This window comes from Nonomuraea sp. JJY05 (assembly GCF_043496855.1).
Taxonomy (GTDB): Bacteria; Actinomycetota; Actinomycetes; order Streptosporangiales; family Streptosporangiaceae; genus Nonomuraea.
Genome location: NZ_JBIEIS010000017.1, coordinates 145,464 through 163,060, shown reverse-complemented (window position 1 = coordinate 163,060; position 17,597 = coordinate 145,464). Strand labels below are relative to the sequence as shown.

Below are 17,597 nucleotides of genomic sequence, written 5' to 3'. Positions count from 1 at the left end.
CTCCTTACTGTGATCCGATAAGTTCCGGTGACCGGCGGCGCGTGCTCACGCGTCGTCCGCGGCCGGAGAAGTGGCCGGAGAGGTGGCCGGAGGAGACGTCCGATTGCGGCCGCCCGCCTGGCGGAACGCGGCGAACCTGGCCGCCGAGTCACGCCCCTCGCGCGCCACCGGCCGGGCCGCCGGCGACTGCCGCGCCTTCATCGCCTCGGCCAGCGTCTGCCCGCGCTGCCTCCGGGGCAGCAGCTCCTCGCCGGTCGGATGCTCCTGCGCGGGCTCAAGTTCCGCGGGCGGCGCGGCCTGGGCGGGCACGGCCGGTGGCTCGGCGGCCGCCGTCCTGGGCTGCGTGATCAGTACGCGCGGGATCAGCACGACGACCCCGGTGCCGCCGCGGGCCGACGGCCGGAAGCTCACCGTGAGGCCGTACTTGTCGACCAGGCGCCCCACGACCGCGAGGCCCAGCCTGGTGCCGGAGAGCGTGCGCAGGTCGAGCGGCTCGGACACGAGCTTGGTCGCGTGCTGCCGCTCGCGCGGCCGCATGCCGAGGCCGCTGTCGTCGATCGTGATCACCACGCCGGCGTCCTCCTCGTCCGCGTACACGTGCACCTCCGTGCCGTGCGCCGAGAACGTGGCGGCGTTGTCCATCAGCTCGGCCAGCGCGTGCATCACGCCTTCGGCGGCGTACCCGGCCACGGCGACGGTGCTGGTGGAGTGGAGCCGGATGCGGCGGTAGGCGCCGATGCGGCCCATGGCGCCGCGCAGGATGCTCTCCATGACGATCGGCCGCGTCCACCGCCGCCCGGACCGGCCGCCGCTCAGCAGGGCGATGTTGTCGGCCAGGCGGCTCAGCTGGGAGACCCGGTGGTCGAGGTCGAGCAGGTCGCTGAGGATCTCCTCGTGCTCGCCGTACTGCTCCTCCAGGCCGCGCAGCTGGGCGAGCAGGCTGGTCGCCTGGGCCTGCACCCGGGCTGCGGCGCCGGCGCAGGCGGCCATCACCGCGGCGCCCCCGCGCTCGCTCTCGCCGAGCTGCTCCGCCGTCTCGCCGAGCAGGTCCCGCAGCGGGCCGTAGGCGGGCTGGCCCACCTCGGCCAGCGCCGCGCGGACCGACATCCGGTCCGTCCGGATCCGCCGTACGAGCTCGGGCAGCTTCTCGGCGGACAGCCGCGAGATCTCGTCCTCGATCGCCTGGCGGGCCGCGCGGGCGTTGGTCTCGGCGACCGCGCGTGCCTTCTGGGCGGCGGCGCGGTCGCTCTGGAGCAGGTCGAGCTCGTTGCCGATCGCCTGGACGAGCGGCTGCACCGAGGTCTCCACCATCCGCGACACGCTGGCGAGCGCGTCGGCGAGCGGCACGCCCTCGCGTACCTGGCGCCCGAGCGCGGGCAGCGCCTCCTCTGCCACCCGCGCGTTCTCGCGGCGCAGCCACAGGTAGCGCGCCTCCGCCCACCTGGCCTGCTCGCGCAGCTGGCGGGCGGTGGCTGCGTGATGCACGGCCGCGCCGACGGCGCCGGTCAGCAACAGGGCCGAGCCTCCGCCCGCGGCCGCCATCAGCCCCATGGCGCCGGCGGGGGCGGCCAGGAGTGCCCACAGCCACAGGCCGGCCGTGACGATCAACGTGCCCAGGGAGGCCGTGACCGCCAGCTCCTTCGGGGACAGCCTTCGCTGTGTCGTCCGTTGAGGTACGTCTGCTTGCATGTTCTGGGAGTCCTCAGAGCGGGGGGTGGTGTGCCCTTTTCACGCATGCGATCGGGAACGGCACACACCGTAGCACCAGGGGTATCTTCAAGAACAGACAAGCACTCCTTAACCAATCGCTTCAGCAGCAACCAGGACAAGCCACCGCCCGCGGCCGGGTGGCTACACCTCCTCGCCCACCCCCAGGTACATCACTCCGGGGTTCGACGGGTTGAAGGCGATGGAGGTGACCCGGTCGTAGGCGTTGTGGTTGACGGTGACGCGGTTGCGGCGGGCGTCGTACTTGTAGAGGTCGGTGCCGGTCGCCGCCCAACCCGTGCCGAAGTCGAAGTAGAGCACCCCCGGGTCCGTCGGGTGGGGGGCGAGCAGCGGGCCGTTGGGGATGGTGACCCCGTTGCCCTGGTCCACGACCGGGGCGAAGCGCCGGCCCCCGTCGAACGAGCGGTAGATGTGCCGCCCGCCGGACGGCGCGCCCGCGTCGGCCTCCGCGATGTCGAGGCCCATCGCGTACACGACGTTGGGGGCGGCCGGGGAGATCGCGGCGCTGAACACGTTGACCTTGCCGCCCGTCCCGCTCAGGCCGGTGGCGGCGGTCCAGGTCCGGCCGCCGTCGAAGGTGACGCGGGCGCCGGTGTCGGAGCCGCCCACCACCACGTGGTTCAGGTCGTACGGGTCGAACACCGCCGTGTAGACCAGCACGAGGTCGCCCTGCGCCCAGGCGGGCGCCCCGACGGTCCGCCAGGTGCGCCCGCCGTCCCGCGACTCATGCAGCTGCCCGCGGCCGTCGGCGACCCGCAGGCGGTCGGCGCGGTAGCGGTCGACGCCGAGCCCGGCCACCTCACCGGCGGGTGAGGTGAGCTGGGTGACGGCGCCGGACGTGGCGAGGGCGAGGTTGCCGTCACGGTCCCAGGCGTAGGCGCGGCCGCCGCGGGCCGCGACCAGCTCGATGTTCCTGCCGTTCACCTTGCCGGCCGTCGCCCAGGTGCAGCCCGCGTCCTTCGAGGTCAGCAGCGCGTTGTTCGACATGGCGAGCAGCTCGTCAGGACGGTCGAGGGCGACGAGTCCGGTGGTGTAGACGATCGGCCGCAGCACCTGGCTGGTCGGCGTGATCGTCCTGCCGTCATTACGCGTGTACGTCACCGAGCCGTCGCCGGTGACGGTCCCGCAGGCCGGCTGGCGCCAGCGGCCGAAGGGCTCGTCCACCGCGGCGGCGGGCCCGGCTGCAGACAGGACCGCCAGCGCGGTCGCGACTCCGATGGTGAATGCCTTCTTCAAGACTGCCTCCCCGAACAGGCCGGACTTACGGATCCGTCCTATCGGGGACGGGATCGCACGGGCCAGGGCGTATGGAGGCGGATTTATGACATTGCAGGTATCTGACACACTTGCCGACCATGGACACGGATGACAACGCGCTTGCCGCCGTCGGGGTGGACGCCGAGGACGAGCGGATCTACCGCGACCTGCTGCGCCGGCCCCGCGCCACGCTGCCCGAGCTGGCCGCGCACACCGGCCGCACCACGGTGGCCCTGCGCCGGGCCTGCTCCCGGCTTGAGGCGCTGGGCCTGGTCAGCCGCATGGCGGGCCGTCCGGTCCGGTTCCTGCCGACCCGGCCCGACGTCGCGGTGGCCGCCCTGATCTCGCGCCGGGAGGAGGGGCTGGCACAGGCGCGGCTGGCCGCCCTCGCGCTGCTCGCCGAGACGCCGCGGACGGAGAACCAGGCCCCCGAGGAGCTGGTCGAGGTCGTGCAGGGCCAGGCGGCGGTGGTGCAGCGGTTCACGCAGCTGCAGCAGACCGCGACCGAGGAGCTCCTGGTGCTGGACCGGCCGCCGTACGCGCAGGACCCCGGCCGGCAGAACGCCGCCGAGATGGACCGCCTCGCGCACGGCCTCCTGGTGCGCGGCATCTACGACGCCGCGGCCCTGGAGATCCCCGGCAAGCTGCGCCTCGCCCAGGAGGCCGTGGCCGCCGGCGAGCAGGCCAGGATCAGCCCCGAGGTCCCCATGAAGCTGGCCATCGCCGACCGGAAGACCGCCATCCTGCCGCTGAGCACGGCCGCGACCTCGCACGCCGACAGCGCGGTCATCGTGCACTCCTCGACGCTGCTCGACGCGCTGGTCACGCTGTTCGAGGTCCTGTGGCGGTCGGCGTTGCCGCTGCCCGCCAAGCCGCTCGCGACGCTCCCCTCCGGCCCGGCCGAGCTGCCCGACCCGGAGCTGTTCACGCTGCTCGCGGCCGGTCTCAAGGACGAGGCGGTCGCGCGCCAGCTCGGCGTGAGCCTGCGGACCGTGCACCGGCGGGTCAGCGAGCTGATGGACCGGCTCGGCGCCCGTACCCGCTTCCAGGCCGGGCTGCTCGCCGCCCGCCGCGGCTGGTGGGGCGCGAATTAGAGGGTGTCGCCGTGGGCCATCAGGTGGGCGGCGCGGTGCCGCCGCTCGCGTAGGTCGGACGGCGCGGCGCGGAACACCTCGCGCTGGTCCGGTTGAACTGCCGCAGGCTCCCGAACCCCGAGGCGAGGGCCACGTCGAGCACCGTCAGGTCGGAGTCGTCCAGGAGCCGCCGGGCGAAGTGCGCCCGCCGCGAACGCGCGAGCTGGTCGGCGTCGCGCCCAGGTGCCTGAGGAAGAGCCGGCGGATCGAAGCCCGGCTCCTCCACAGCCGGGTCCGTCTCCAGGAAGAGCGGCGGTTGCAAGCTGGGACCTCCCGATGTCGCGTACCCGGAACATGGTGCGCGCGAGCCCGGGGGCGAGTCCGGCCACATCCGGACAGACGAGTCAGCTAGCTTCCGAACCCGGTGCGCCAGGTGGCGTGCCGCGGCCTCCAGCCGAGCGAGCGGGCGAGGCCGTTGTCGGCGCCGCGCTGCCAGCCGGCCCGCCCGGTGGTGGGAGCGGGGGCGGGAGCCCCGACGGCGGCGGCCAGCGCGGGCAGCCACTGACGGGCGGGGGCGGGCTCGTCGTCCACGATGTTGACGGTCCCGCTCGGCCAGCTCAGCGCGGCGACGGTGGCCTCGGCCGCGTCCTCGACGTGCACGAACGAGCTGACCGCGTCGTCGGCGGCCAGGCGGCTGAGGAAGACCGAGGCCGGGTCGCCGGTGGGGCCGCCGTTGCGCAGCACGTCCGCCACGAGGCCGCCGGGCCGGTACCACGTGCCGGGTCCGTAGAAGAGGCCGTAGCGCAGCACGACGTGCTCGTCCAGCTCCGCGACGGCCTCTTCGAGCGCCTGGACGCCGCCGACCACGCCCGAGCGCGGCGCGGGCGCGGTCACGTCCAGCGGCGTGTCCTCCGTGGCCGGGGCGTCGCCCGCCTCGTACGCCCAGGCGATGGACTGGGCGACGACGCGCCGCACGCCGGCCCGTTCGGCGGCGTCGACCAGGTTGCGGGTGCCGATCCTGCGGATGCGGCCGTTGTCCGCGGGGGTGCCGCCGTTCAGCGCGGTGAGCTGGTGGACGATCGCGTCGGGCGCGGCATCGGCCACCGCGCGGGCGACCGCCTCGGCGTCGAAGACGTCCAGCCGTACGGCGCCGGCGCTCTGGGCGCGCAGCCGGTCGAGGCCGGAGTCGGTACGGGAGGTGCCCGTGACGCGGTGACCGGCCTCGATCAGCCGGGGGACGAGGTAACGGCCGATGGCGCCCGCGGCACCGGCGACGAAGACGTGCATGCGGAGGTTTCCTTGCGTTAGGCGGCGTGGGCGGTCGGGTGGATCGACGCTCACACGGCCAGGCTAGGAGACAACTGTCCCAGTATTATGGTCCAGTCATCGGCCGGAAAATTGGACCATTCACATGACCGACGCGCTCGGGCCCGAGCTCCTGCTGGAGCTGCCCGGCTGGGGTTCTCGTGGCAGGGCGCTGGAAGAGGCGCTGCGGTCCGCGATCCGCGGCGGGCGGCTCGTGGCCGGGACGCGCCTGCCGTCGAGCCGCGATCTCGCCTCCCAGCTGGGACTGTCGCGGGGGACAGTGACGCAGGCGTACGAGCAGCTGGTGGCCGAGGGCTGGCTGACGGCGCGGCAGGGCTCGGGCACCCGCGTGGCGGCGGGCACCGCGGAGCCCCCGGCCCGCTCCGGCGCCCAGGTGCCGAACGTATCGACGCAGGCCCGCTCCGGCGCCCAGTCGCCGAACGGACCGACGCACGCTCGCTCACCGCTTCACGACCCGCGGCCCGGGCGGCCGGTGGAGACCCGCTCACCGCGTCACGACCTGCGGCCCGGGCGGCCGGACACGTACGCGTTCCCCCGTGAGGCGTGGGCCCGTGCGATGCGGCACGTGCTGCGGGAGGCGCCGACCGAGGTGTTCGGGTTCGGCGACCCGCGGGGGCGCATCGAGCTGCGCACGGCGCTGGCGTCGTATCTCGGCCGGACCCGCGGCGTCCGGGTCGACCCCGCGAACCTGGTCGTCTGCTCCGGGTACACGCAGGCGCTCGGCCTGCTGGCGGAGGTCTTCACCGAGCTGGGCGTGCGTACGGCGGGCATGGAGGACCCGGCCATCGGCGACCACGTCCGCCTCCTGGCCGGCCGGCTGCGCGTCGCCCCCATCCCGGTGGACGCCTCGGGCATGCGCGTGGACGCGCTGCGCGACTCGGGCGCCGAGGTGGCCGTCTGCACGCCGGCGCACCAGTTTCCGCTGGGCGTGAGCATGGCGCCGGAGCGCCGCTCCGAGCTGCTGGAATGGGCGGACGACAGCCTCGGCTGGATCGTCGAGGACGACTACGACGGCGAGTTTCGCTATGACCGGCATCCCATCGCCGCGCTCCAGTCCCGCCGCCCCTCCAGGATCGTGTACGCGGGCTCGACCAGCAAGACCATCGGCCCCGCCGTCCGGCTGGGCTGGATCGCCTGCCCGCCCCTGCTGCTGGAGCCGCTCGCGGAGGCCAAGCGCCGCGCGCGCGAGACCCGGCCTCTGGAGCAACTGGCCCTCGCGCGCATGATCGAGCTGGGCGACTACGACCGCCACCTGCGCACGATGCGCCGCGGCTACCAGCGGCGCCGGGACACGCTGGTCGCGGCCGTGCGATCCGGCCTGCCGGACGTCCGGGTGCGCGGCATCGACGCCGGCCTGCACGCCCTGCTCGAACTGCCCTCCGCGCCGTCGGAGCGGGCCGCCGTGGAGGCGGCGCGGGCGGCCTCGGTCGACGTGCATCCGCTGGGCGAGTACATGCGCGGCGACCGCGACCGGCACCCGCCGTCGCTGGTCGTCGGGTACGCCACGCCGCCGGCCCACTCCTACCCCGCCGCGCTCGACGCGCTGGTCCGCGGCCTGCGCGGGCTCTGACCGGAACCCCGCGGCCGACTGATTCGTTTTCCCATCAGCACGGGCCCCCGGGGGAAAGGCGGACATGGGCACGAGCAGAACGAGTGAGCGGCGGCTGAGAAGGCGCGCCCGCCGGCAGGCGGGCAGATTCGTGTCGGTGCCTCCGGAGCAGCGCCGGCGCCTGACCCAACGGCAGCGGCGGCGGATGGCGCGGCAGGCCGGGGCGGACGCCGCGCGGCGCCGCTCGGCGTGGCGGGAGTGGGGACCGGTCACGGCGATCACGCTGGTCGTCTTCGAGCTGATCTACTTCTTCCTGGTCGCCGACATGGTCGGGGGGACGAGCATCGCCGGTGTGATCGTGACGGGCGCCATCGGCTGCGTCACGGTCTGCTCCAGATTCGTACAGGAATATGCGGGGTCGAACAGCGCCGATTCCAGGGCCGTTCCGTTCCTCGTCGTGGGCCTGGTCTCGGTGGCCGTGACGCTGGTCGCCCTGGGCGCCGAGACGCTGTCGAAGATGATCTGATCACGTCTCGTGCGAACGTGTTTTCGAGTAAACTGCCTGCCATGCCGAACCCGCTGGTCCTCAGCCTGGAGAGCGCGCGACGCCTGGCCGTGACGTGCCAGCACCTGGCCGGCCCGCGCCCCGGCGGCGGCCTCGACGGGCTGCGGCAGGTGCTGCGCACGCTGCGGTGCCTGCAGCTCGACCCGATCGACGCGGTGGCCCGCAGCCACTTCCTGGTGCTCTGGAGCAGGCTCGGCGGCTACGACCGCGCCGACCTCGACACGCTGCTGTGGCAGGAGCGGTGGCTCTTCGAATACTGGGCGCACGCCGCGTCGATCGTGCTGGCGGAGGACTATCCGATCCACCACGTCATGATGCGCGGCTACGCGCAGGGCGAGTCCCCCTACGCGCAGCGGGTCCGCGGCTGGATGGAGGCCAACGACGGGCTGCGGCAGCACGTCCTCGACCGCTTACGCACGGCCGGGCCGCTGCCGCCGGGGTCGTTCGACGACCTCACGAGCGTGCCCTGGCAGTCGAGCGGGTGGACCAACGGCCGCAGCGTCGAGCGGATGCTCGACTTCCTGTGGTCCCAGGGCCGCATCATGGTCGCGGGCCGGGCAGGCCGCACGCGCCACTGGGACCTGGCCGAGCGCTGGCTGCCCGCCTGGGCCGACGCCCCGCCGCTGTCCCGGCGGGAGGCGGTGTCACTGGCGGCCGAGCACGCGCTGCGCGCCCTCGGCGTGGCCCGCGTGGCCGACATCGAGCGCCACTTCATCCGCGACCGCTATCCCGAGCTGCCCGAGATCCTCGACGAGCTCCAGCGCTCCGGCCGCGTGGTGTCCGCCGAGGTCGAGGGCGGCACGGAGCGCTGGCACGTGCACCGCGACGTCCTTGAGCTGCTGGAGCGCGAGTGGCAGCCGCGCACCACGCTGCTGTCGCCGTTCGACAACCTCATCTGCGACCGGGCGCGCACCGAGCGGCTGTGGGGCTTCGAGTTCCGTACGGAGATGTACGTACCCAAGCACAAGCGGCGCTACGGCTACTACATCATGCCGATCCTGCACGGCGAGCGGCTCATCGGCCGGCTCGTGCCCCGCTTCGACCGGCGCAAGCAGGTGCTGGAGATCGAGGGCCTGTTCCCGGAGTCCGGATTCCCGGGCGACAAGGTCTCCGTACGGGCCGTCGGGGCGGCGGTGACCGAGCTGGCCGCGTTCGCGGGAGCCCGAGAGGTCGCCTACGCGGGCACCGTACCGGCGACCTGGCGGGCCGCCTCGGGCTGAACGGCCGCCGCGCATATCCCCGTTCGATTCCCTCGATCGTGGGCAAGTAGGGCATGCTAATGATCCGTCAGCATCCGCCCATGCATCACCACGAGAGCCGTAGTCATCCACCGCATCACCGCCCGCAGCACCCGGCGATGGATCCCCGTAGGACGTCTGACCAGTGACGACGCCCCCCGTCCCATCGCCCGCGCGACGGTGCCGTGTCGCCTCCCCCCATCCGGCCGTGAGCGCCGATCAACGAGGCAATTACCGCTTACCCTGCAGTGATAACATATCGCAATCATATGGCTACTTTTCGTTAATCGGCGGTTGCGAGACTCATCGAAAAGCTTGAGGGAGGTCTCATGCCGTACCTGACACAGCTGGCCGACGTCGCCCGCCGCACAGGATGCCCAGTGACCGAAGTGGCCGGGTGGCAGACCCGCGGCCACGGGCCGCAGCCCCAGGTGCAGGGCATCGTGTGCCACCACACGGCGGGCCCTGCCGGCGGCGGCGACTACCCGTCGCTCGCGGTGGTCCGCGACGGCCGCCCCGGCCTCGACGGGCCGCTGTCCCAGTTCGGGCTCGGCAGATCCGGCCACATCTACGTCATCGCCGCCGGACGCTGCTGGCACAACGCCCCCTCGACGTCGACGATGCACACCAACTCCGCCTCCCTCGGCATCGAGGCGGAGAACGACGGCACCCAGCCCTGGCCCGATGTCCAGAAGGACGCCTACATCCGGCTGTGCGCGGAGTTGTGCCGCGAGTTCGGGCTGCCCGCCTCGCGCGTGAAGGCGCACCGGGAGGTCAACACCTCCAAGCCGGACCCCCACTCCATCGACATGAACGACTTCCGGGCGGCCGTCGCCGCCCTCATCCAAGGCGCCCCGGCGCCTCAGCCATCCTGGACGGAGGAGATCGTGAAGCAACTGCCCATGATCCGGCCGGGCGACGACAACTTTGACGTCAAGACCGTCAGAGGCTGCCTGTTCGCCCGGGGCCGGGTTCCCGTGTCCGCTTACGCGCAGGTCGGGCTGGAGGACTGGCTCAAGTCCACCCGCTGCGACCCGGGGCTCGTCGAGCTGGTCCGCGGCTTCCAGCAGGCGGAGGGCATCGGCGCGGACGGCGTCGTCGGCCCGAAAACCTGGCCGTCCCTGCTCCGCGTCTGACAGCCGCAACCTCCCGCCGCCGCCCCGACAGCCCCGCCACCGTCCGACGGTCCGGGCCCACCACCGCCGCCGTCCGACGGCCCGGGCCCACCTCCCAGGCCCAGCGGCAGGGGCCTGATTCGCAAGGATTCCCGGCGGCATGCGTCCCTCGGGATGGCCGGCGGCCCTCGGCGGCAGGCGCCCCACGGAGGAGCAGGCGACCCTCGGTGGCAGGCGGCCGTCGGCGGCAGGTGCCCCTCGGAGTGGCAGGCGACCCTCGGCAGCAGGCCGCCCGACGCTGGGCGGTCCAGCGGTAAGGGCGCCGGCAGCAAGAGCTCCGCGGCAGGCGAGCCGGTGGGGCAATGGCGCGGAGCTCGGGTGAGGGGGCGTCACTTCTCGTTGCGATGGAGGGCGTCTGGCGGGTGGCGGGCGAAGCGGGCCGGGCGTCCGAGGCGGAGGGGCCCGAGCGGAGCGACGCGGGCGTCCGAGGCGGAGGGGCCCGAGCGGAGCGACGCGGGCGTCCGAGGCGGAGGGGCCCGGGCGGAGCGACGCGGGCGTCCGAAGCGGCGGCGGTCAGGAGGCACCGGCCGCCCACCGGCGTACCCGGCCCGATGCGGCCGGTTGCGGCCCGGTGCGGCCCGGTGCGGCCGGTTGGGGCCCCGCCCTATGCGGCCCGGTGTGGCCTGGGTGCGGCCCGCCCGCCCTATGCGGCCCGATGCGGCCCGCCCGATGCGGCCCCCCGATGCAGCCCGGCGGGACCCTGGTGTGTCAGCTGTCGGGATGGGGTGTTGGGCGGGGCTCAGTCGGAGACCTTTGGGGTGGCGCGCATTCCGACGTAGCACACCAGGGTCCCGTCGGGCAGGGTCGAGAAGACGACGGGCATGTAGTCCTCGCTGAACGACGCGCCGATGCCCGAGGCGGCGAACACCGTGTCCGAGACCGGGGTCAGATCGGCCTCCAGCGGCGGGGACAGGTCCTTCATGCCGTCGACGAACTCGTACCGGATCCGGTTCGGGCTGATCGTGATGACGACGCCCTCCCGCTTGTACGTGCCCACCAACGGCGTCATGTCCACCACGGGCGGCTGCGCGGGCGGGGCGAACGCGTCCGGCATGCGGACCCCGGCCAGCTCGGCCAGCAGCTCGCGGAACAGGGCGGCGTACACCGGCCGGGCCCCGCCCCCGTTGGTCATGAGCGCGACGGCCAAGCCGGCCTGCGGGACGACGCGCAGGTAGGCGTACTGGCCGATGGCGGCCCCATCATGGCCGTAGCCGAAGACGCCGTCCCAGTCGTAGAGGGTCCAGCCCAGGCCCCAGCCGTCCGCGCTGACGGTCCACTTGTCCGGGACGTCCACCTCGCGCCGTTGCATGGCCGCCACCGCGTCGGCGGACACGACCCGCGTGCCGTCGGGGGCCAGGCCGCCGGCCAGGTGCATCTGGGCGAAGCGGACGAGGTCGCCGGACGAGGTGATGATCCGCCCGGCCGGGCCTGCCGAGCGCGGCATCATGTCCCAGACGGGCGCCGGGTCGGGGTCCTGGCCCGGCTCCCCCAGGTGGCTCATCGCCGCGCGGAAGCGCAGCGCCTCTTCCGGCAGCGTCATGGAGCGTTCGAGCCCGAGCGGCGTGAACACCAGGTCCCGCAGCGCCTGGTCCCAGGTCGTGCCGGTCAGCACCTCGACGAGGCGGCCGAGCACGACGTAGCCGAGGCCGCCGTAGGAGACGGCCATGCCGGGCCGGCAGTCCAGGGCCACGTCTCTGGCCGCCTCGACGTACCTGGCCAGGCAGTCGTCGCCCCGGCCCGAGTCGTGGTTGAAGTCGTTGGTGACCCCGCCGGTGTGGCTGAGCAACTGCCGGACGGTGATCACCTTGGTGGCCTCCTCGTCGGGAGTGGCGAACTCCGGCAGCACGTCCACCACCCGGGCGTCCAGGTCCAGCCGGCCCTCGCCGACGAGCCGCATGACCAGCGTCGCGGTGTAGACCTTGGCGATCGAGCCGGACAGGAACACCGAGTCGGGGGTCATCGGCACGCCGGTGGCGCGGTTCAGCACGCCGGTGGCCAATTCGTGGACGTTCCCGCCGGTCAGCACGGCCAGGGTCGCGCCGGGCACGTGGTGGGCGGCGCACAGCTCGTCGAGCCGCCGCTGCCAGTGCTCGACGTAGAAGCCGCGGCCGGTCGAGTCCAGCGTGCCCAAGTCGCCCGTGGCGTTCCAGTTCAGGTTCATGATCTCTCTCCTTCGAATGTCAGGTCAGTTGCTCAGGACGGTCTTCTTGGGCATCACCAGCAGGGCCAGTACGGCGGCCGCCACCACGCCGGCGGCGCTGATGAGGAAGGCGGACGACATGGCCGCGGTGAAGGCGTCGCGGGCGGCGGCCGCGATCCCGGCGTCGCCGAGGCCGAGCGCGTTCCCGATCGAGAGGCGGGCCGCCGCCGGTGCGGTCGCGGGCATGGCCGCGGTGTAGGCACTGGCGAGCACGCTGCCCAGGACGGCGATGCCGAGGGCGGCGCCGGCCTGCTGGATGGTGTCGTTCAGCGCCGAGCCGACGCCGGCGTGCTCGGCCGGGATCGTGCCCATGAGGGCGGAGACCGCGGCGGGCATGGCCAGGCCGCCGCCGGCGCCCATGAGGAGCAGCGCCACGGCCGCGGTGGCCAGGCCGCTCGACGCGTCGAGGGTGCTCAGCAGGGCGAATCCGGCGGCGCTCACGGCGAACCCGGTGACGATCAGCTGACGGTTGCCGATCCGCGCGCCGAGGGTCGCGCCCAGGGTGTTGCAGGCCAGCGAGGCGACGGCCATCGGGATGAAGGCCAGGCCCGACTCGGTGGGCGTGTAGCCGAGGACGTACTGCAGGTACTGGGTGAGCACCAGCAGCAGGCCGCCGTTGCCGATCTGGACCAGGGTGAGCGAGAAGCTGCCGCCGCTGAAGGTGCGGTTGCGGAACAGGCTGAGCGGGACCATGGGGTGCGGCGTGCGCAGCTCCCAGATCACGAACCCGGCGAGCGCGACGACCGCCACGGCCAGCGCCGGCACCGACAGCCCGTGCGGCAGCTCGATGATCGTCCAGACCAGGGCCGACATGCCGGCCACCGACAGCACGGCGCCGATCGGGTCGGGCCTGGTCTGCGGCCCCTTGGACTCGGGCATGAGCACCAGCGAGGCGACGATGGCCAGCGCCGCGATCGGCACGTTGATCAGGAAGACGGCGCCCCACCAGAACCACGCGATCAGCGCGCCGCCCAGCACCGGCCCGCCGACCAGGCCGACCATGGCGACCGCGCTCCAGGCGGCCATCGCCTTGCGCCTCTCCTGCTCGTCGAACACGGTGATCAGGATCGACAGGGTGCTCGGCATGATGAGCGCGCCACCGATGCCCATCACCGTACGGGCGGCGATCAGCGTCGCCGGATCGGCGGCGTAGGCGGCCGCCAGCGAGGCCACCCCGAACAGGGCCAGCCCGATGACCATGACCCTGCGCCTGCCGAACCGGTCGGACAGGCTGCCCGCCGTCAGCAGCAACCCGGCGAAGACCAGGATGTAGGAGTCCAGGATCCACTGGATGTCCTGCGCGCTGGCGCCCAGCTCGGCGGTCAGCGGCGGGATCGCCACCGAGAGCACCATGTTGTCGATCACCAGCACGAGCGTGCTGAGACACAGCACCACCAGGATCAGCCAGCGGCGCGAATCACGTGCTTGCATCAAACCCTCCCAGGCCGCGAGTACGTCGTCCTCACTATGCGAACACTGTACGCATGAGGGAGAGGCGTGCGCAACCCGTGGGCGGGCCCACGATCGGACGCGGGCCCGCCTACCAGGTCAGTCCCGGTTGCGGGTGAAGTGGAACGGGCAGTGGCTGCCGCCCAGGCCGATGGTGGTGCGGCGCTCGAATCCGAAGCCGTGCCTGTCGGGCTCGATGGCCTCGATCCAGTTGGCGTCGAACGCGCACATGACCGGGGTCAGCCCGGGGGCCCCGTTGGCGGTCAGCACGTCGTGGTAGAAGCAGCGGCGGACGTCGACGTGGTAGCGCCGGTCGTCGTCGGCCGGCCGGTCGAAGAGGAACCCCTTGCCGAACGCGTGCTCCTCCCGCGACTTGGACACCGCCACCATGGCCAGGAAGGGGTCGGGAGCGGTGTCCAGCATGGCCCGGGTGCCCTGCCGGGTGGCCTCGCCGAGCGGCTCGACGAACGCCGCGCGCACGGCGTCGATCGTCGCCGGCCGTCCCAGCCTGGGCGACAGCAGCTCGTACGCGGCCACGAGGGCCAGGGTCATACGCAGGTTGTGGCGGGCGGGCTCGTCGACGATCAGGTGCCGGTTCGCCGCCTCGAGCTCCTCGTGACGCGCCCGCATGGCGGCCACGAGATCGCCGTGCTCGCGGGCGAGGTGGTCGTAGAAACCGTCGAGGAGAAGGGCGGTGTCGCGATCGGGGTCGGGAACGTAGTCGCCGTCGGTGAGCCCGAACTGGTCGGTGGACATTGCGGTCCTTTCGGTACGGTGCTCGGTCCGTACACGGCCGCGATCTCGCCCGGAGGCGTGCCTGGCCGTGCTCGCGACCGAGCGAGCACGCCAGCGCGCTCCACCGACCTACCAGGCGCTGACAAGCTTGAGTTGATGTTGTCCCGGCCAGTCTAGGCCCTGGACGGCACCCGCCGGGCGGCGGAGAGTGGCTGTTGCACACCGAACCCACGGCCGACGCGGACCCCCATCGGACGTCCCGCGCCCCTGAACACCGAGGAGGAAGTATGCCCGCGAACCACCACGCCGAACATGTCGGCAGCCTCTTGCGCCCGCCCGAGCTGCTGCGGGCCCGGGAGGCGCGCGAGCGCGGCGAGCTGAGCGCCGAGGAGCTGGCGCGGCTGGAGGACGAAGCGGCGCTGGCCGCCATCGACGTCCAGCGCGAGGCCGGGATGGAGGTCTTCACCGACGGCGAGGTACGGCGGGCCACCTGGATGGCCGGCCTGCTGGAGTCGCTCGGCGGGGTCGAGCCCGTGGAGGTGCCCAGCTCCGCCTGGTTCCGCGACGACGGCACGATGCCGCCGCCCGAGGAGACCTCCTTCCGGATGGTGGCCGTGAGCGGCAGGCTCACCCAGCAGTCCGGCCTGACCGCCGTCGAGGCGGACTTCCTCGCCCGGCACGCTCCCGGCCAGTTCAAGATCACCATGATGAGCTCGTCGATGGGGAACCTGCTGTGGCGGCCGGGCCTCAGCGACGCCGCCTATCCCACGCCCGGCGACATGATGCGCGACCTCGTCGCCCTGCGGATCAACGAGATCAAGGGCCTGCTGGACCGGGGCGTCAACTGGATCCAGCTCGACTCGCTGGGCTACAACCACATCATCGACCCGGAGTTCCGCCACCGTCTCTTCGGGCCCCACGCGCCCGCCCCGGAGGCCATCCTCGACTCGACGATCTCGGTGGACGCCGAGCTGGTACGCGCGACCAAGAGCATGAACCCGCAGGTCACAGTGGGCATGCACATCTGCAGGGGGAACAACCGCAGCGCGTGGATGTCCAAGGGCGGCTACGAGCCGATCGCCGAGCGGCTGTTCGGGGAGGTGCCGGTGGACCGGTTCCTCCTCGAGTACGACACGGACCGGGCCGGCGGGTTCGAGCCGCTGCGCTTCATCCCCCAGGGCACCACCGTCGTGCTCGGGCTCGTCTCCTCCAAGACGCCGCAGCTGGAGTCCCAGGACGAGCTGCGCCGCCGCATCGACGAGGCCGCCAAGTACGTGCCGCTGGAGAACCTCGCGATCAGCCCGCAGTGCGGCTTCGCCTCCACCGCCAGGGGCAACCTGCTCACGGTGGACGACGAGCGCCGCAAGCTGGAGCTCGTCGCGGACACCGCCAGGAAGGTCTGGGGCTGACCGCTCAGGCGAACAGCGACAGCGTGGCGAACATGACCGCCCCGGCGGCCGCAGCCGCTCCTGGACCCGGCGCGCTGGCAGGAGAGCCTGGGCCACTACTGCAGGGAGCTGCGGGGCTGGTACCGCTCGCACCGCGGCATGCTGGCCCTGGCCCGCACGGAGGACCTCACCTACCTGGTGGCGTCCGGCCACCTGAGCGCCGACGACACGCTCGTGGGCTTCTTCCTGGACATCGGGCTGGGGCCGCAGGCCGCGTACCGGGCCTGGACGATCACCGTGCTCCAGGTCGCCGGGTTCGCCGAGATGTGGGACTCCTGGCACGACAATCCGCCCGCCGGCGCCGACCCGGCGAGCTGGACGGCGCCGGCGGCCTCGGCGAAGCCGCCGCACCTGCGGCGCCTGGCCGGGGAGGCCGCGGCGGAGCCGCCCGACGAGCTGTTCGAGTCGGTGATCGCCATGCTGACGTCGGGCATCGCGGCGATGGCCGGCTAGATTTTTTCGGCCTGTTCCGGCCGTGGCGGGACCGTCGCGGCCTGCGGCGATAAGGCGCGCGTCAGGGTGGGCCGGGTGCCGGGATCTTGGCCTTAAGCAGGACTTACCCGCCGTTCGTCACGCTTGTGTCATCGGGACTCTAGGAGATGACATGGACGCGAACACGCCTCGCGAGGACAGGGCCGGCGGCTGGAGCCAGTTCGGAGACACCCCGCCCACCACCGGGACCTTCACCCGGCCCGGGCCGGTGCTGCCGCCTCCTCCGCCGCCGCAGCCGCGGCGGGCCGGGTTCGTGCTCACGCGCAAGGCGGTCGCCGGGCTGGCGCTCGCGGCGTTCACGGCGCTGACGGCGGCTGCGCTCGGGGGCGGCGCCGTCGGCGCCTACGTCGCCGGTGCCGGGCAGCCGGTCCCGACAGTGACCAAGACCGTGGCGAGCCCGGCCTTCCGAACGGCCTCCGGCCAGCTCACGATCGCGCAGGTGGCGGAGAAGGTACAGCCGTCGGTCGTGATGATCCAGGGGCAGTCCGCCGAGGGCTCCGGCGTGGTGCTGTCGGAGGACGGGCTGATCCTCACCAACAACCACGTGGTGAGCGGGCAGGGCAGGCAGCTGACGGTGAAGTTCAGCGACGGCAAGACGGCCAAGGCCACCGTGGTCGGCACCGACCCGGCCACCGACCTCGCCGTCATCCGGGCCGAGGGCGTCTCGGGGCTGGCCAAGGTCACGCTGGGCGACAGCGACCAGCTCAAGGTGGGGGACGACGTACTGGCCATCGGCAGCCCGCTCGGCCTGGACGGGACGGTGACGTCGGGCATCATCAGCGCGCTCGACCGTACCGTGACCGCCGGGAGTGGCGGCCGGGGCGACCAGCAGCTCCCGCCGGGCTGGGGCGGGCAGCAGCAGAGCCAGGCGGAGGAGCCGACCACGCTCGGCGGCATGATCCAGACGGACGCGGCGATCAACCCGGGCAACTCCGGCGGCGCCCTGGTGAACGCGGCCGGCGAGCTGGTCGGCATCAACAGCGCGGTCGCCGCCGACGGCGTCAACCTCGGCTTCGCGATCCCCGTCAACACCGCCAAGCAGGTCTCCGATCAGCTCATCAGCCAGGGCAAGGTGACCCACGCCTTCCTCGGGGTGAGCGTCACCGACGCCACCGGCGACGTGCCCGGCGCGCTGGTGCGCCAGGTGAGCGCCGGCAGCCCGGCCGAGAAGGCCGGGCTGAAGCAGGGGGACCTGATCACCAAGATCGGTAACACGGCGGTCTCCGGTGGCGACACGGTGGTGGGGCAGGTCCGCGGGTTCAAGGTGGGCCAGCAGGTGCCGGTCACGTACCAGCGCGACGGCAAGACCGACACCGTGACCGTGACCATGGAGGAGAAGAAGTAATCCGGCTCCCGCGAGCT

15 protein-coding genes are annotated in these 17,597 nt (G+C 73.0%); 8 read left to right on the top strand and 7 right to left on the bottom strand.

The features are described 5' to 3' along the window. Positions 1-45: 45 nt before the first annotated feature. Together ACFKCF_RS27340 and ACFKCF_RS27335 are read right to left on the bottom strand one after the other, a co-directional pair. Positions 46-1,689, bottom strand: coding sequence for a sensor histidine kinase (locus ACFKCF_RS27340; protein WP_394497883.1), 1,644 nt, complete (start codon positions 1,687-1,689; stop codon positions 46-48). Between the two features lie 162 nt (positions 1,690-1,851). After that, complete coding sequence (locus ACFKCF_RS27335; RefSeq protein WP_394497881.1) at positions 1,852-2,964, bottom strand: hypothetical protein; 1,113 nt, start codon at positions 2,962-2,964, stop codon at positions 1,852-1,854. A gap of 119 nt (positions 2,965-3,083) precedes the next feature. Here ACFKCF_RS27335 and ACFKCF_RS27330 point away from each other — a divergent pair, with 119 nt between their 5' ends. Then, positions 3,084-4,079, top strand: coding sequence for a LuxR C-terminal-related transcriptional regulator (locus ACFKCF_RS27330; protein WP_394497880.1), 996 nt, complete (start codon positions 3,084-3,086; stop codon positions 4,077-4,079). 19 nt (positions 4,080-4,098) lie between these two features. Here the strand turns inward: ACFKCF_RS27330 and ACFKCF_RS27325 are convergent, their stop codons facing one another. Together ACFKCF_RS27325 and ACFKCF_RS27320 are read right to left on the bottom strand one after the other, a co-directional pair. After that, positions 4,099-4,380, bottom strand: coding sequence for a hypothetical protein (locus ACFKCF_RS27325; protein WP_394497879.1), 282 nt, complete (start codon positions 4,378-4,380; stop codon positions 4,099-4,101). A gap of 86 nt (positions 4,381-4,466) precedes the next feature. Further along, on the bottom strand, positions 4,467-5,345 hold the full coding sequence (locus tag ACFKCF_RS27320) for an NAD-dependent epimerase/dehydratase family protein (RefSeq protein WP_394497878.1): 879 nt from the start codon (positions 5,343-5,345) through the stop codon (positions 4,467-4,469). 124 nt (positions 5,346-5,469) lie between these two features. On the opposite strand from ACFKCF_RS27320, the gene ACFKCF_RS27315 reads away from it, so the two are divergent. From ACFKCF_RS27315 to ACFKCF_RS27300, 4 genes are all read left to right on the top strand, one after another. Further along, on the top strand, positions 5,470-6,954 hold the full coding sequence (locus ACFKCF_RS27315; RefSeq protein WP_394497876.1) for a PLP-dependent aminotransferase family protein: 1,485 nt from the start codon (positions 5,470-5,472) through the stop codon (positions 6,952-6,954). Between the two features lie 64 nt (positions 6,955-7,018). Further along, complete coding sequence (locus ACFKCF_RS27310; RefSeq protein ID WP_394497874.1) at positions 7,019-7,459, top strand: hypothetical protein; 441 nt, start codon at positions 7,019-7,021, stop codon at positions 7,457-7,459. A gap of 41 nt (positions 7,460-7,500) precedes the next feature. After that, the gene (locus ACFKCF_RS27305) at positions 7,501-8,718 is read left to right on the top strand and encodes a winged helix-turn-helix domain-containing protein (protein ID WP_394497872.1); all 1,218 of its coding nucleotides are present in this window, start codon (positions 7,501-7,503) and stop codon (positions 8,716-8,718) included. A 347-nt stretch (positions 8,719-9,065) separates the two neighbouring features. After that, positions 9,066-9,872, top strand: a complete 807-nt coding sequence (locus ACFKCF_RS27300) for an N-acetylmuramoyl-L-alanine amidase (RefSeq protein WP_394497870.1) — start codon at positions 9,066-9,068, stop codon at positions 9,870-9,872. A gap of 778 nt (positions 9,873-10,650) precedes the next feature. On the opposite strand, the gene ACFKCF_RS27295 is transcribed toward ACFKCF_RS27300, so the two are convergent. The 3 genes from ACFKCF_RS27295 to ACFKCF_RS27285 form a co-directional block, all read right to left on the bottom strand. Then, a complete protein-coding gene (locus tag ACFKCF_RS27295; protein ID WP_394497869.1) occupies positions 10,651-12,072 on the bottom strand; it encodes a serine hydrolase domain-containing protein in 1,422 nt (473 codons plus the stop codon). Between the two features lie 24 nt (positions 12,073-12,096). Next, positions 12,097-13,542: an MFS transporter gene (locus ACFKCF_RS27290; RefSeq protein ID WP_394497867.1), complete on the bottom strand. Its 1,446-nt coding sequence runs from the start codon at positions 13,540-13,542 to the stop codon at positions 12,097-12,099. Between the two features lie 117 nt (positions 13,543-13,659). Then, positions 13,660-14,316, bottom strand: coding sequence for an L-2-amino-thiazoline-4-carboxylic acid hydrolase (locus ACFKCF_RS27285; protein WP_394497866.1), 657 nt, complete (start codon positions 14,314-14,316; stop codon positions 13,660-13,662). A gap of 266 nt (positions 14,317-14,582) precedes the next feature. On the opposite strand from ACFKCF_RS27285, the gene ACFKCF_RS27280 reads away from it, so the two are divergent. The 3 genes from ACFKCF_RS27280 (at position 14,583) to ACFKCF_RS27270 (ending at position 17,580) form a co-directional block, all read left to right on the top strand. Continuing rightward, positions 14,583-15,704: a cobalamin-independent methionine synthase II family protein gene (locus ACFKCF_RS27280; RefSeq protein WP_394497864.1), complete on the top strand. Its 1,122-nt coding sequence runs from the start codon at positions 14,583-14,585 to the stop codon at positions 15,702-15,704. A gap of 60 nt (positions 15,705-15,764) precedes the next feature. Further along, positions 15,765-16,196: a TetR/AcrR family transcriptional regulator C-terminal domain-containing protein gene (locus ACFKCF_RS27275; RefSeq protein ID WP_394497993.1), complete on the top strand. Its 432-nt coding sequence runs from the start codon at positions 15,765-15,767 to the stop codon at positions 16,194-16,196. 151 nt (positions 16,197-16,347) lie between these two features. Next, entirely contained in the window at positions 16,348-17,580 is a 1,233-nt protein-coding gene (locus tag ACFKCF_RS27270; protein WP_394497863.1) for a S1C family serine protease, read from the top strand. Positions 17,581-17,597 lie beyond the last annotated feature (17 nt).